General features: G+C 67.5%; 15 protein-coding genes. 7 read left to right on the top strand and 8 right to left on the bottom strand.

Going from position 1 to position 13535, the window contains the following annotated elements:
- Nucleotides 1-5 precede the first annotated feature (5 nt).
- Nucleotides 6-455, top strand: a complete 450-nt coding sequence (locus tag EI982_RS05930; protein ID WP_157688610.1) for a UPF0179 family protein — start codon at nt 6-8, stop codon at nt 453-455.
- On the opposite strand, the gene EI982_RS05925 is transcribed toward EI982_RS05930, so the two are convergent.
- On the bottom strand, nt 398-1264 hold the full coding sequence (locus EI982_RS05925) for a M14 family metallopeptidase (RefSeq protein WP_157688609.1): 867 nt from the start codon (nt 1262-1264) through the stop codon (nt 398-400). The genes EI982_RS05930 and EI982_RS05925 overlap by 58 nt on opposite strands.
- Before the next feature lie 89 nt (nt 1265-1353).
- Between EI982_RS05925 and EI982_RS05920 the strand changes: the two genes are divergently transcribed.
- Nucleotides 1354-1848, top strand: coding sequence for a DUF309 domain-containing protein (locus EI982_RS05920; protein WP_157688608.1), 495 nt, complete (start codon nt 1354-1356; stop codon nt 1846-1848).
- Between the two features lie 547 nt (nt 1849-2395).
- Here the strand turns inward: EI982_RS05920 and EI982_RS18295 are convergent.
- Nucleotides 2396-2797, bottom strand: a complete 402-nt coding sequence (locus EI982_RS18295; protein ID WP_199243745.1) for an RraA family protein — start codon at nt 2795-2797, stop codon at nt 2396-2398.
- A gap of 80 nt (nt 2798-2877) precedes the next feature.
- Between EI982_RS18295 and EI982_RS18290 the strand changes: the two genes are divergently transcribed.
- Nucleotides 2878-3105, top strand: a complete 228-nt coding sequence (locus EI982_RS18290; protein ID WP_199243744.1) for a hypothetical protein — start codon at nt 2878-2880, stop codon at nt 3103-3105.
- Nucleotides 3106-3245: 140 nt separating this feature from the next.
- Here the strand turns inward: EI982_RS18290 and EI982_RS05910 are convergent, their stop codons facing one another.
- Both EI982_RS05910 and rdfA read right to left on the bottom strand, forming a co-directional pair.
- Nucleotides 3246-5189: an archaea-specific SMC-related protein gene (locus EI982_RS05910; RefSeq protein WP_157688607.1), complete on the bottom strand. Its 1944-nt coding sequence runs from the start codon at nt 5187-5189 to the stop codon at nt 3246-3248.
- 81 nt (nt 5190-5270) lie between these two features.
- On the bottom strand, nt 5271-5882 hold the full coding sequence (rdfA, locus tag EI982_RS05905; RefSeq protein ID WP_157688606.1) for a rod-determining factor RdfA: 612 nt from the start codon (nt 5880-5882) through the stop codon (nt 5271-5273).
- A gap of 197 nt (nt 5883-6079) precedes the next feature.
- On the opposite strand from rdfA, the gene EI982_RS05900 reads away from it, so the two are divergent.
- Entirely contained in the window at nt 6080-6508 is a 429-nt protein-coding gene (locus EI982_RS05900) for a helix-turn-helix domain-containing protein (RefSeq protein ID WP_157688605.1), read from the top strand.
- Between the two features lie 74 nt (nt 6509-6582).
- On the opposite strand, the gene EI982_RS05895 is transcribed toward EI982_RS05900, so the two are convergent.
- The 3 genes from EI982_RS05895 to EI982_RS05885 all read right to left on the bottom strand — a co-directional run bounded on the left by EI982_RS05895 (nt 6583) and on the right by EI982_RS05885 (nt 9382).
- Nucleotides 6583-7587, bottom strand: coding sequence for a zinc-binding dehydrogenase (locus tag EI982_RS05895; protein ID WP_157688604.1), 1005 nt, complete (start codon nt 7585-7587; stop codon nt 6583-6585).
- Between the two features lie 91 nt (nt 7588-7678).
- The gene (locus EI982_RS05890; RefSeq protein ID WP_157688603.1) at nt 7679-8752 is read right to left on the bottom strand and encodes a DUF2249 domain-containing protein; all 1074 of its coding nucleotides are present in this window, start codon (nt 8750-8752) and stop codon (nt 7679-7681) included.
- Between the two features lie 144 nt (nt 8753-8896).
- Nucleotides 8897-9382, bottom strand: a complete 486-nt coding sequence (locus EI982_RS05885) for a pyruvoyl-dependent arginine decarboxylase (RefSeq protein ID WP_157688602.1) — start codon at nt 9380-9382, stop codon at nt 8897-8899.
- A gap of 92 nt (nt 9383-9474) precedes the next feature.
- Here EI982_RS05885 and EI982_RS05880 point away from each other — a divergent pair, with 92 nt between their 5' ends.
- On the top strand, nt 9475-9981 hold the full coding sequence (locus EI982_RS05880) for a gamma carbonic anhydrase family protein (protein WP_157688601.1): 507 nt from the start codon (nt 9475-9477) through the stop codon (nt 9979-9981).
- A 65-nt stretch (nt 9982-10046) separates the two neighbouring features.
- On the opposite strand, the gene EI982_RS05875 is transcribed toward EI982_RS05880, so the two are convergent.
- The gene (locus tag EI982_RS05875; RefSeq protein WP_157688600.1) at nt 10047-11660 is read right to left on the bottom strand and encodes a long-chain-fatty-acid--CoA ligase; all 1614 of its coding nucleotides are present in this window, start codon (nt 11658-11660) and stop codon (nt 10047-10049) included.
- A gap of 104 nt (nt 11661-11764) precedes the next feature.
- Between EI982_RS05875 and EI982_RS05870 the strand changes: the two genes are divergently transcribed.
- A complete protein-coding gene (locus EI982_RS05870) occupies nt 11765-11941 on the top strand; it encodes a DUF5786 family protein (protein ID WP_157688599.1) in 177 nt (58 codons plus the stop codon).
- A 218-nt stretch (nt 11942-12159) separates the two neighbouring features.
- Nucleotides 12160-13503, top strand: a complete 1344-nt coding sequence (locus EI982_RS05865; protein ID WP_157688598.1) for a ribonuclease J — start codon at nt 12160-12162, stop codon at nt 13501-13503.
- Nucleotides 13504-13535 lie beyond the last annotated feature (32 nt).

Below are 13535 nucleotides of genomic sequence, written 5' to 3'. Positions count from 1 at the left end.
CGGGTATGTCGGAGGTCACGCTCATCGGAACGCGCCTCGCAGAGGTGGGCCGCGAGTTCGTCTTCCGCGGCGAATCCAGCGCCTGCGAGGGCTGTCCCTACCGCGGTCAGTGTCTCGACCTCTCTCCAGGGACCCGGTACCGGATCACGGGCGTTCGCGAGGGCGCTCAAACGCTCGACTGTGCCGTCCACGACGGCGGCGTTCGCGCCGTCGAGGTCGAACCGGCATCCATCCCCGCGAACGTGCCATCGAAGGGAGCCTACGCCGGCAGCAAGACGGAGTTGGCCGGGTCGTGTCCGTACACCGACTGTCCGAGTCACACCTACTGTGTCCCCGACGGCGCGGAACTCGGCGCGGAGTACCGCATCGACGAGGTGGTGGGCGACCCACCCCACGACTACTGTATGCTGGACCGTGACCTCACGCTGGTCGAACTCGCGCCCCGCGAGGAGTGACCGTCCGCCGGGTCCGCGATGTCGGCCAGTCGGCCGACTCGCTCGCCCGCGTACCCGAACACGCTCTCGTACCCCTCGGCCGACATCAGGATTGGATAGAAGGGCTCGTCGGCCACCCGGTCGTCGCCGTCGGCCGCCGCGAACGGGACGCCGGCGGGCACTCGCTCGAAGTTCTCGACGAACACTTCGTGTTCGGTCGCCGGCGCCTTCGGCACGCGTCCGGTGAGACGGAAGATCGGCACGTCGCCATCGGCCGTCTCCAGACCGGCCTCCGACGGCAGCACGCCCGCCGCGGCGAGGAACGCGTCGATCACCAGTCGGGCGTTCTCGGCAGCCCCGTCGGACCACTGCAGTCCACACTCCACCTCGACGGTGCCGGGGTAGTCGATCAGCCGACCCCCGGCGTACGCGTCCGTCTCGACGACCGCGTCGATGGGGAGGTGCGCACAGAGCGACGCCGTCTCCGGATCGACCGTGTCGACCAGGGCGAAGGGGTCGGCGTACGACTGCGTGGAGTGAAGCGCGAGCGTCGTACAGTCCTCCACTTCGGCCAGCAGCCGCGGTGCCAGTCGCCGCTCGTGGCTCTCCGCGTTCTCGTCGCCGGGGAACGCCCGGTTCAGGTCGTCGTCCAGATATCGCACGTCGCGGTCCAGGGCACCCTCGTTGGCGACGACGAACTTCACCGGCCGCCGGAACGACGGCGGGTCGGAAAGCAGTTCGTCGACCGCGCGGGGGCCGCAGGGTTCGTCGCCGTGGACCGCCGCGACGACCGCCACCTGGGGGTCGTCGCCGAACTCTCGTATCCTCATTGTACACACCTGGTCCCGGGCGTTGAAGTGCGTTTCCGTCCCGTCGTCCCCACCGCAGGTGTTAGGCCGGTGGACCGACTGGGTTCGGTATGGACGACCACACCCGGGACTACGAGGTGGGACCGCCGGTGTCGGGCGATCCGACCGGGTGGAGTGCGGACCGCGCCCCGTCGAACGGGTGGGAACACGGAACCCTCCGCCGCGCGGTGATCCACGGCGTCCGCCTCTACAACGCCGGCGCGTTCCACGAGTCACACGACTGCTTCGAGGACGAGTGGTACAACTACGGGAGCGGGACCACCGAGAGCGCCTTCCTCCACGGGATGGTACAGGTCGCGGCGGGCGCGTACAAGCACTTCGACTTCGAGAACGACGACGGAATGTGTAGTCTCTTCCAGACGGCGCTCCAGTACCTCGGCGGCATCCCCGACGACTACTACGGCGTCGACCTCGTCGACGTGCGGACGACGCTCACGGACGCGTGCGACGACCCGACCACTCTCCACGGGTGGCGGATCGCCCTCGACGGATCGACCCCCGAAGCGACGGACGTCGACTTCTCGTACGCCGAACGGCTGGAGTGAGTCGAGCCGGGGTTCGGCGCCGCCGCCGGCTCCCCTCCGGCGCCTAGCGGAAGGTCAATCGGCCTTCGGCGACGCTCGATCGCCTCAATATTACTTGAAATCGCAGAAATTATATTTTTAACCAAAAATATTACATAACTCGGCCGTGCGGAGCTTCGCTCACGAGCCACGGAATCGAAATCGTCGTTGCCGGTGGAATATAGATCGATTAACGACCCTGAAATGTCCTTTGAACTGCTGAGAGTTTCTCCTTGGCGTCGAGACCGTGACCGGAATCGTACGCGGGAATCCGATCCGTTCGAGTGGCAATTAGACGTCGATATATCGTCTTTGAGACGCTGAAAGACCGTATAGGCTTCCAACCAGGTGCGATACGGTTCGGATCGACGTCTTCACGCCCGGCCTGGGTTCGATCGCGACGTTTCTCGCAAACATACAATATTTATAGAATATATCGAAATATTATAAGAAGCGTGTCCGGCCATCGGATCTCGTCGGTAACGGATCCCGTGCCCCGGGCGTCTTCCCCGTGTACGAACCGGGCGGGCTACGCCATTCCGGCCTCTTCGAGCGCCCGTTCGAGCGACAGTCCCTCGTGAATCAGGCTCTCGACGTTCCGCTCCGTCTCGGCGGTCGCGGTGACGTCCTCGACCGCGTCGCGTTCGATCACGACGACGCCGGATTCGTCGGCGACGACGACGTCGCCCGGCTCGATCGGCGCGCCGCCGACTGTCACCGGGACGTTCCGATCGATCTCCTCGGTCCCACTCGGCCCACGGGGTGTGAGGGCCCGGGCGAAGACGGGGGACCCGAGGTCCCGGATGCCGTCGAGGTCCCGGACCGCCCCGTTCGTGACGACCCCGTTCACCCCGACCTTCGACGCGTACGTCGAGGGATCTTCAGCCCGAGCGGCGTCGAACTGCTCCCTGCGGCCGTCGGCGTCCTGCACGCCGGGAACGGGGACGACCCCAACCGCGCCATCTTCGAGGCGGCCAGCTTCGGGCGGGACGCGGACACCACGGCAGCCTCGTGGGCAACGTCGTCGGCACCCTCCACGGCGCGAGCAGTCTCGACGACGAGTGGATCGAAGACTGCGAGACGGCGAACAAGGAGTTCTTCCGCGAACTACACGGCGATCCGGACCACGGGTTCCGCACGATGGCCGACCGCCTGGTCGACGCCCTCCGTGACGAACGCCGCCGAGCCGAACGGCGCGCCGAGTTCCTGGACGAGGGACTGAACGCGGACCCCCGGTGACCGTCGGGCGCCGTCTCCGGGTTCGTTCCGACGGGTCTCCGGTCCTCCCTTCGATGGTGCGCCCGGACCGCGATACCGTCTCCGGCGGTTTTGATAACAAAAGTACTTCTGTGACGGTTATCGCGTCGTCGGTCCGCCGATCAGATCGACTCGACGTAGTGGTGGTCGTCCGGTACCGGGTTCGCGTCCTCCGGGAGCAGGGCCACGACGAGGTACTGCGTGTACCCCTCGAGATATTCGAGCAGCGTCGCGATCCGGTTGGCGTCGATCGCCTCCATCGAGTCGAGGAGCATGAACGGGACCGTTTCGTACACCTCGTGGGCGAGAAAGCCCGCCAGCGCGAAGACGAAGCCGGTCACTTCCCGTTCGCTCTCCGACAGGTGTCCGATCCGGTCCTCGTAGGACGTCCCGCCGTCCGTCCGCCGGACGACGTGCAGTTCGAAGGCCGTCTTGGACACCTTCTCCCGCCCGTCACGGACCCGGGTTTCGGTGCGCTCGATCCAGATCCGTTCCAGGTTCTCGTAGTCGAGCAGGTCGAGCACCGTGTCCATGTGGTCGTTGAACTCGGTGATCGCCTCCCGCTCGATGCGGGCGATCCGGGTCCGCAGCGACTCGATCTCGTCCCCGAGTTCCTCCCGTCGCGCACGGAGTTCGGACTCCTCGTCCAGTCGCTCCTCGATCGTCGCGATGTTCTCCTCGACCCGTTCGAGGTCGTTCTCGAGGGATCCCAGGTCGTATTCGAGCTGGTTGGCCTCCTTGTGGAGGTCGAGGACATCCTCGTAGGTGTCGTCCTCGAGCGTCGCGATCTGTCGTTCGATCCCCTCCATCTCGTCCCGGAGCTCGTCGCGCCGCTCCGCGAGCTCGGCGGCCCGCTCCTCGGTCCGTTCGATCTTCGCGTCGAGTTCCCGACGCTCGCGCTCGAGCTGCTCGCGGCGACGTTGCTCCGCTTCGAGTTCGTCGCGTCGCTCCTTCAGTTCGGCGAGTTCGTCGTCGATGTCGCCGATCTCCCCGACCGCCCGCTGGTTCAGGTCGCGCAGCGTGTCGACGGTCTCCTCGATCTGTTCGGCGTCGACGTCGCTTCCACACGTCCAGCACGTGACCGTCTTCCCCGGCACCAGCCCGTCCGTTATCTCGCCGCCCTCGCGGTCGTCGCTCAGGACGTCGACGACGTCGCCGGTCCCCTCCTCCAACATCTCCTCGTTGAACTGGATGATGCTTCGGACGTCGGTCACCTCGGTTTCGAGGCGCTGTTTTCGATCACGGAGCCGGTCGATCCGGGATTCGAGGTCCTCGAGTTCCCCAGCGGGCGTTTCCGAGAGGTCGTCGTACTCGTCGGCTCGCTCCGCCCGTTCGGACCGGAGCGATTCGAGGCTGTTCCGCTCGGTTTCGAGGTCGTAGCGAACCGTCTCGAGGGACGACCGTTTGTCGCGGAGTTTCTCGAGTTTCTCCTCGAGTTCCGCCCGCTCCTCGCGGCTCTGTTCGACGTCGGCGTCGGTGGACTCGATCCGCGCTTCGACGTCCCGAAGTTCGCCTTCGGTCTCCTCGATGTCGGCTTTCAACCCCGTGCGCTTCTCCTCTAACGCGGGGAGCCGTGCCTTGAGGTCGTCCAACTCGTCGAGTTCCCGTGTAATCTCCCGCCGTTGGTCGACCAGTCGGTCGATTTCCGACTGGATCTCGTCGGTGTCGATCGGCCGCATGATGATATCGCGGAGGTCCGCATCCGTCGTGACGGCGCGCCGTGCCTCGTTCGATTCGAGGAGGAACGCGAAGAGGTCGGCCAGCGTCGGATCGTCGAGGTACGGGGTGCCGCTCGGCCGAACGTGCCCGTTTCGTCGCTCAAGCGTGCGCGTGAACGTCTCGCCGTCGAGTGCCAGCTCGACGCGGGCCTCGTCGGCGTCGGCCTTCATCGAGACGTCCTCGCTCCCCAGGGCGGCCATGATCGCCTGCAGGAACGAGGTCCTGTTGGTCGCGTTTCGACCGGTCAACACGGTCACGCCCGGTTCGAGCGTCACCGCCGTCTCGTCGATCCCCCCGATATTCCGTACGGTTACGTGTGTCTCCCCGGTCGCCTGTTCCGTGCTCATACGGGTCACACGTGCGGTTGCCTATTTAATTCTGTGCCCGCGGACACCGGTCGAGCGGACGGACGGGTCGGCATCCGTCCCTCAGTCGGCGCAGTCGCAGCCGCCGCGTTCGAGCAGGGCTCCGACCTCGAACTGCCGATCACAGTCGGGACAGTAGACGCGGACGTCGACGGTCACCTGTGCGTCGCCGAGCGTGATCTCGTCCCCGGCGTCGAGCTGTGTGAGCTTGTCCCCGGTGACGGTCGCGGTCCGACTTCTGAGCCGCTGGACGCTGCGGTCGACGCTCTCGACCCGATCCGTCCGCTGGGACTCGTACTCCACCTCCCGGTGTTCCGTGAGATACGTCCGGATCGCCTGATACGAGGCGAACGCCGACCGGATCCCGTCGACGTCGACCCCGTCCCGTTCGAGTCGCCGCTCCATCCGGATACGGTCGTCGGCACTCACGTCGTCGTCGGTCAGCAACCGGTAGATGTTCTCGCCCTCCCCGTCGACCGTCTGGACGTTCCGTTCGGCAAGCGCCGCCTCGACGAGCCGCCGGTTGAAGTAGTGCGCGAGGTCACGGAGGCTGCGGCGTTCGTCCGGGTCGTCGGCCGTCCAGAGATCCTCCAGTTCCTCGCCCACCCCTTCGAGGCCGTACTCCTCGACGAGGCGCACCACCTTGCTCGGCCGCCCCCGGCTGTCGTCGCCCATGACCCCCCTTTCGAACTCACACGGATAGGTCTTGCTCAGGCGTCGCGTGCGGAATTCGATCGCGTTACCGGTTCCGCGATGGAGGCTCGCGGTAGCGAGCGACGCCCGAGGAACCTGGACCGGACGAACGTTCGTCCGTCCGCGCGGCCCGCGTCGAAATAATTAATTACACAGACAAACGAGTACGGGCGAGAACCATGCCGACCCTCGATTCCGTCTCCGTCGAGACGCTGCGCGACGAGTTGCGGCGCGTCGACTCGCCGAAGGCCGCACAGCGGCTGATGATCGCCATCGCGCACAAGGACGGCGTGTCACAGACGACGCTCGCCCGACGGTACGGCTACTCCCGGAAGACGGTCTACAACTGGCTCACTCGCCTCGAACGGGAGTCCCTCTCGGCGGCCCTCGAGGACGACCCGAAGCCCGGACGTCCGTCGCGGCTCGACGACGCGGAGCGTCGCCGACTGGAGGCACATCTCCGGATGGATCCCGCTGCGTTCGAGTACGACCACTCCGAGTGGACGCCCGAGCTGGTCCGACGACATCTCTCGGATGCGTTCGACGTCTCCTACACGCTGCGGTCGGCCCGGACGATATTAAACGAGGCCACGTCCGAGGAGCGATGATCCGGGCGCTGTACGGGCCGACAAAATATGCAATTACTTATTTCGAGCGTTTCGCCGACTCGGGGTTCCGACCCTCACTCGGCGACGAGCAACAGTTTGCCGACGAAGTCGCCACGCTCGGCGCGGCGGTGGGCCTCCGCGACGTCGTCGAACGCGTACCGCTCGTCGACGTGCGGGGCGAGGACGCCCTTGTCGACGAGCGTCGCGATGGTCTCCAGTTCCGCGCCGATCCGTTCCTGTCCCCGCCCTGCCAGTACCGGGTAGATGACGAGTACGACCCCGAGTTCGAGCGAGGTGGCGTGCATCGGCGCGAGGTCTACGTCCGTCGCCTCGCTGGATTCGGTCGTGACGACGGAGCCGTAGGGACGGACCGCCTCGAACGCCGTGTCGAGGTGGTCGTCGCCGACGGGGTCGAAGACGACGTCGAAGCCGGCGCCGGCCGTGTGCTCGTCGACGTACGTCCCGACGTCGGCCTGGGTGTAGTCGACCGTGGCGTCGGCTCCCAGGTCTCGGGCGAGGGCGCGTTTCTCCTCGCTCGACCCCGTCGCGGTGACGGTCGCCCCGAACCAGTCGGCCAACTGGACGCCGACGTGGCCGACGCCCCCCGTCGCGCCGTAGACCAGGACGTCGTCGCCGACGTCGACGGTGGCCTTGTCGGCGAGCATCTCCCACGCGGTCAGGGCGACGACCGGGAGCGCGGCGCTGTCCGCGAGCGGGATCGACTCGGGAGCGTGCGCGAACGTGCCCGCGTGCCCGACGACGTAGTCCGCGAGCGCGCCCTGCCGGCCCACGCCGCCGGGCATGCCGTACACCTCGTCGCCCGCCTCGAACGCCTCGACGTTCTCGCCGGCCGCGTCGACGACGCCGGCCACGTCGCAGTGGAGCGTCGCCGGGAAATCCGGCGTGAAATCGGGGATATACCCCTGTCGGACCTTGTAGTCGACCGGGTTGACGCTGGAGGCGACGACCTCGACGCGGACCTCGTCGGGCCCCGGTTCGGGTACCGCGGTCGTCGTCCGCTCGAACACGTCCGGGCCGCCGAACTCCTCGATCGTGTAGGCGTTCATCTCGGAAGACATTTCGAACCGGGGTTGGGGACTCGGACGGGTATACCCGGTGTTCGCGGAGAGGCGGGTGGGCGTTCGACGGCCGGCCGCCGGCTGGAGCCCCTCAGAACGGGGTACTCGGTCCCTCGTCGGTCGCCCCGTCGGCCGCCGTCTCGGCCCGGCCGATCAGCACCCTGAACTCCCCGGGGTCGCGTGCCCGGTACTCCCAGCGGAACGCCGGTCCGGCCTCGGCGTCGAACTGGTGATAGAGCGGCTTGGGGTCGTGGTCGTTCACCACGACGACCCCCGTCCCCGGGTCGAGCGCGTCGTAGGCGTCGAAGATCCGCTCGTGGCGCTGGGCCGGCGGCAGGTCCCGGACGTCGAGTTCCTCGATCACGTCGATGGACTCGTCGTCCGCGGGCGCGGCCGAGACGCCGTCCGCGTCGGCCGACTCGTCGGCGGTCGACGACGCGTCGACGGACGCGTCTTTGGTGATCCGGACGCGACAGCGGCCCGGCTCCGACTCGACGACCTCCCAGGTGAACGAGTCGCCGTACTGTTGCCGGAACTCCCGGCGGAGCGGCCGCGGTTCGTGGGAAGCGACGAGTTCCATCGTCCCGCCCGCGGGGATCATCCCGTACCGGTGGTGGATCGTGGGATGTCGCTCCGCTTTGGGAATCTCGCGGACGTCGTACCGCGTGACGACGCCCTCGTCGTCGGCATCGGACGCCTCGGTCTTGACCACCTCGACGCGCCACTCGCCCCCGCCACGGCTCGCGTACTCCCACTCGACGACGTCGCCGTGCATCGATTCGAGTTCGTGATACAGCGGCTTTGGATCGTGGTCGTTCACTAGGACGAACCCCTCGCCCGCTCCCAGCTCGTCGAAGGTTTCGAGGAGGACCCGGTGTCGCCGCCGGGGTTTCAGATCGCGGACGTCGACCGTCCCGCGGGCGTCATCGAGGGGGTCGCCGACGGTCACCCGCAGTTCCCGCGGCTCCGCGTCGGGGTCCGCGTACGTCCAGTCCAGTGCCCGCCCGCGCTCGATCACGTAGCGAACCAGGTGTGGATCGACGTCCCGCTCGGCCACGACGGCGACCTCGTCGCCGGCGTCGGCCGCCGCCAGCACCTCGAAGAGTCGGGCACGGTGCTCCCCGCTCGGCCGCTCCCGCAGATCGACCTCCGCTGTCGGCTCCATACCTGTGGATACCGGGGCGGACGTATGGTCACTTCGTCGAAGTGGTTCGGGACCCGTGGAAAACGTGTTCGCGACCGACCCTGTCCCGCCGGGGACGCGACCCGACGACGTGGCGTGGCGTCGTCGACGGGTGTCCCTCGAGAGTCACCGCCCGCCTACCGCCCCGTGGGCGACCGGGCCGTAGACGGCCGCGACGACCACCGCACCGGTCCGGTCGACGGTGTGTTCGTGGACCGCGAGTTCCGCGTCGCCGTCCCACTCCCAGTCGCGGAGTCGTCGGGCGTCCGCGAGTTTCTCCCGGAGATCCGCCCGCACGGCCGCCGCCGACGCCGCGGAACTCTCCATCAACACGCCACCCTCACGGGCGCGGATCCAGCCCAGACCGGCGGCGACCGTCTCGTCCGGCCGCGTGGCCTCCGCCTCCGCGAGGACTACCCCGACCGACGTGCCGACACCGTACTCGGCCTCGACGCGACCCACCTTCGAGACCGACCGCTCGGGCGGGACGACCGACGAGTAGGTGACGAGGTTGTAGTTGTGGATGCCGGCCCCTGCCAGCGCGGCGTCGAACGCACTCAGGGGCGTTCCGGCCTCACCGTGCCCCCACACGACCGCGATGTCGTCGCTCATGCCGACGCTTCGCGGGCGAGGGCGAAAGGGGGTTCGGTCGCGGCCGGTCGACGGACGGGGGAACTTTATCCGAGCCCTACGGACGCGTACGCATGGTACTCAGAGCGGTCGACGGCGTCGAACCGACGGTCCACGAGGACGCCTACGTCGACGACGCGGCGGTCGTCGTCGGCGACGTGACCGTCGAGCGCGACGCCTCGGTCTGGCCGAACGCGACGCTCCGCGGCGACCAACCGATCCGGATCCGCGAGGGGGCGAACGTCCAGGACAACGCCGTCTGCCACGAGGACGCGGTCGTCGGCCCGTACGCCACCGTCGGCCACACCGCCATCGTCCACGCGGCGACGGTGGAGGAACGGGCGCTGGTGGGGATGGGGGCGGTCGTCCTCGACGACGCGACGATCGGCACGGGCGCCATCGTCGCCGCCGGCAGCGTCGTCACCGAGGGGACGGACGTCCCCCCCGAGACGCTGGTCGCCGGGACGCCCGCCGAGGTCGTCAAGGAGGTGCCGGACTCCTCGTGGCGAGCCGCCGCCGACCGGTACGTCGAGAAGGCCGACCTGTACGCCGAGACGTCGACGGTCGTCGAGGAGGAATAGGGAGTCCCGTAACTGTCCACCGATTCTCGCCGGATCGTCCCGGCGAGAACCCCCGACGATCCCGATCACCCCTCCCCGATCATCCGCTCCTCGTCCTCCCACTCCCGGGAGCGGAGCTCGTACTTCTGGACCTTACCGGTCGCCGTCGTCGGGAGGGTGTCGACGAACTCGACGCGCTTGACGGTCTTGAACCCCGCGAGACGGTCGCGGGTGAACTCGATCAGTTCCTCGGCGGTGACGCCCGGAGCCGCGGGGTCGCCGCTCTCCGGGACCACGAAGGCCTTGGGCTCCTCGCCCCACCGATCGCTCGGCGCCGGAACGACCGCCACGCTCGACACCGCCGGATGCTCGAACAGCGTGTCCTCCAGTTCGATGCTGGAGACGTTCTCCCCGCCGGTGACGATGATGTCCTTCTTGCGGTCCTGGATGGCGATCATGCCGTTCTCGTCGACCGTCGCCAGGTCGCCCATGTGGTAGTAGCCCTCGGCCCGTTCGGTGAAGGCCGCCTCGGTGGCCTCGGGTTTCTCCCAGTACCCCTCCATCACCTGGTTGCCGCGGACGACCACCTCACCGATCGTCTCGTCGTCTTGGGGCACGTCCTCGCCGTCCTCGTCGACGACGCGGACCTCGGTGCCGAGAAAGCCGAGCCCCTGTCGCTTCTTGACGGCGAAGCGGTCGGCGCTGTCGTCCGCGAATCGGCGGCGGGCGTCGGAGGTGGTGACCAGCGGCCCCGTCTCGGTGGCGCCGTAGACGTGTGTGAGATACCAGCCGAATTCGTCCTCGACGGTGCGGATGGTGGCCTCCGGCGGCGCCGACCCCGCGGTGGCGATGCGCACGTCGTTCGCCCCGCTCGTGGGGACGTCGTGCTCGCGGTAGTGGTCGATCAGTAGGTTCAACACCGTCGGCGCGCCACAGAGGTAGGAGACGTCCTCGGCGACGACCGTCTCGAGGATCCACTCGGCGTCGACCCCGCGGGTGCAGACGTGTTTCGCACCCATGCCCGTGACCGCGAAGATGTGACCCCAGCCGTTGACGTGGAACATCGGGAGCGTCCAGAGGTAGACGTCGTCGTCCGAGATTTTCTGGTGGATCGTCACGAGGTAGGCGTGGAGCGTCTCACAGCGGTGACTGCGCATCACGCCTTTCGGGTCGCCGGTGGTCCCCGAAGTGTAGTTGATCGTGATCACCTCGTCCTCGCTCATCCCGGGGCGGTCGTAGTCGGTCCCCGCGTCGTCGAGCAGCGCGTCGAACCCCTCCCAGTCGCCGTCGACGGCCGCCGGGTCGTTCGTGACGAACGTCTCCGTCGGCACGCCGTCCCGGACCGCCTCCACTTTGGCCGCGTACTCGTGGTCGGCGTAGATGGCGTCGACGCCCGCGTCCGCGAGGATGTACTCGAAGTCCTCGGGCGTCAGCCGATAGTTGAGCGGCGTGTGGACCGCCCCGAGTTGCATGCTCCCGTAGGCCGCCTCCAGGTGGTAGTGGGTGTTCGGATCCAGCACCGCCACCCGGTCGCCCTTCTCGATCCCCCGGGCCTGGAGCGCGGCCGAGAACCGATCCGCCCGCTCGCCCAGTTCGTCGTACGTGTACCGATCGCCCGTCGTCGCGACGACCGCCTCGCTGTCGCCGTAATACTCCCGGGCCCTGTCGAGGAAGTCCGTCACTAGGAGCGGCTTCTGCATGACGACCCGAACGTGTCCGCCCGATTCTATAATTGTTTTTGTTGAACGACCGGCGACGCGGGGGAACCGAGCCACTTTAACCCCCGTCAGTCCCACCCTCGGGTATGGGCTTCGGGAGCTACGACGAGTCAGAGCAGCAGAACCAAGAGATCGACGACGACGACGGGTCCGAGGGCGTCGCCGTCCACGAGAACGACCACGAGGGGGAGGTCAGCTTCGAGACGGACGCCTCGACCGACGACCTCGTCGACCAGCTGGCCGAGATCAAGGACGACGAGTAGGCGGCCGCGACGATCCGTTCTCCGACCCCCGAGCCGTTCCACGGGGTATTTACGTGGGGGCGACCAAGTTCACGATAACCGAAAGACGCGTTGTCCCCGGGACGGTCGTGGGCGTCGCCGTCGGCGGTCGTTCCGGCCGGCGCGCGCCGATCACGTCCGAACCTCCTTCGCACGGCGAACTCCGACGAGTTCTGGGACCGCTCTGATCGGCTCCCACCATGGAAATCGAAATCGCAACCATCGGCGGCTACGAGGAGGTCGGGCGACAGATGACTGCGGTCCGTGCCGGGGACGACATCGTCGTCTTCGACATGGGGCTCAACCTCTCGCAGGTACTGGTTCACGACAACCTCCAGACGGAGGAGATGCACAGTCTCGATCTGATCGACATGGGCGCCATCCCGGACGACCGGGTGATGAGCGACCTCGAGGGCGACGTCAAGGCCATCGTTCCGACCCACGGCCACCTGGATCACATCGGCGCCATCTCGAAACTCGCCCACCGCTACGACGCCCCCATCGTCGCCACGCCCTTCACGCTCGAACTCGTCGAGGAGGAGGTCCACGACGAGGGCAAGTTCGTCGTCGACAACGACCTGGTCGAGATGGAGGCCGGCGAGACCATGTCCATCGGCGAGCGGTGCGAACTCGAGTTCGTGAACGTGACCCACTCGATCATCGATGCGATCAACCCCGTCCTCCACACGCCGGAGGGCGCGGTGGTCTACGGGCTGGACAAGCGGATGGACCACTCGCCGGTGATCGGCGATCCGATCGACATGAAGCGGTTCCGCGAGATCGGTCGCGAGGGCGAGGGCGTCCTCTGTTACATCGAGGACTGCACCAACGCGAACAAGAAGGGCCGCACGCCGAGCGAGTCCGTCGCCCGGAAACACCTCCGCGACGTGATGTACTCGGTCGAGGATTACGACGGGGGTATCGTCGCCACGACGTTCAGCTCCCACATCGCCCGCGTCACCAGCCTCGTCGAGTTCGCGAAGGACATCGGGCGTGAACCGATCCTGCTCGGGCGCTCGATGGAGAAGTACTCGGGCACCGCCGAGCGCATCGGCGCCGCGACGTTCCCGGACGACCTGGGGATGTACGGCCACCGGAAGTCCGTCGACCGCGCGTTCAACCGCATCATGGAGGAAGGCAAGGAGAACTTCCTACCGGTCGTGACGGGCCACCAGGGCGAGCCGCGGGCGATGCTCACCCGGATGGGTCGCGGCGAGACCCCTTACGACCTCGAAGACGGTGACAAGGTGCTGTTCTCGGCCCGCGTCATTCCGGAGCCGACCAACGAGGGCCAGCGCTACCAGTCCGAGCGTCTGCTCCGCATGCAGGGCGCCCGCATCTACGACGACATCCACGTCTCCGGCCACCTCCGTCAGGAGGGCCACTACGAGATGCTCGACGCCCTCCAGCCCCAGCACGTCATCCCCGCACACCAGGACATGGGCGGTTTCTCCGGCTACGTCGACCTCGCGTCGGGACAGGGCTACGAACTGGGTCGCGACCTGCACGTCACCGCGAACGGCAACGTGATCCAGCTGGTGTGACCGTGGCCGCGAACCGGTGCCGTCGGAGCGAA

The organism is Haloplanus salinarum (genome assembly GCF_009762275.1).
Taxonomy (GTDB): Archaea; Halobacteriota; Halobacteria; order Halobacteriales; family Haloferacaceae; genus Haloplanus; species Haloplanus salinarum.
Note: the sequence above shows the minus strand (reverse complement) of the source record. Positions and strands in the feature narration are given on the sequence as shown.

Excerpts from the sequence above, each read along its gene's own strand:
- EI982_RS05885 (WP_157688602.1), bottom strand. The coding sequence starts at position 9,382 with ATGAGCGACGACATCGCGGTCGTGTGGGGGCACGGTGAGGCCGGAACG.
- EI982_RS05870 (WP_157688599.1), top strand. The coding sequence starts at position 11,765 with ATGGGCTTCGGGAGCTACGACGAGTCAGAGCAGCAGAACCAAGAGATC.
- EI982_RS05880 (WP_157688601.1), top strand. The coding sequence starts at position 9,475 with ATGGTACTCAGAGCGGTCGACGGCGTCGAACCGACGGTCCACGAGGAC.
- EI982_RS05875 (WP_157688600.1), bottom strand. The coding sequence starts at position 11,660 with ATGCAGAAGCCGCTCCTAGTGACGGACTTCCTCGACAGGGCCCGGGAG.
- EI982_RS05890 (WP_157688603.1), bottom strand. The coding sequence starts at position 8,752 with ATGGAGCCGACAGCGGAGGTCGATCTGCGGGAGCGGCCGAGCGGGGAG.
- EI982_RS05895 (WP_157688604.1), bottom strand. The coding sequence starts at position 7,587 with ATGTCTTCCGAGATGAACGCCTACACGATCGAGGAGTTCGGCGGCCCG.
- EI982_RS05900 (WP_157688605.1), top strand. The coding sequence starts at position 6,080 with ATGCCGACCCTCGATTCCGTCTCCGTCGAGACGCTGCGCGACGAGTTG.
- EI982_RS05910 (WP_157688607.1), bottom strand. The coding sequence starts at position 5,189 with ATGAGCACGGAACAGGCGACCGGGGAGACACACGTAACCGTACGGAAT.
- EI982_RS05930 (WP_157688610.1), top strand. The coding sequence starts at position 6 with ATGTCGGAGGTCACGCTCATCGGAACGCGCCTCGCAGAGGTGGGCCGC.
- EI982_RS05920 (WP_157688608.1), top strand. The coding sequence starts at position 1,354 with ATGGACGACCACACCCGGGACTACGAGGTGGGACCGCCGGTGTCGGGC.
- EI982_RS05865 (WP_157688598.1), top strand. The coding sequence starts at position 12,160 with ATGGAAATCGAAATCGCAACCATCGGCGGCTACGAGGAGGTCGGGCGA.
- EI982_RS05925 (WP_157688609.1), bottom strand. The coding sequence starts at position 1,264 with ATGAGGATACGAGAGTTCGGCGACGACCCCCAGGTGGCGGTCGTCGCG.
- rdfA (WP_157688606.1), bottom strand. The coding sequence starts at position 5,882 with ATGGGCGACGACAGCCGGGGGCGGCCGAGCAAGGTGGTGCGCCTCGTC.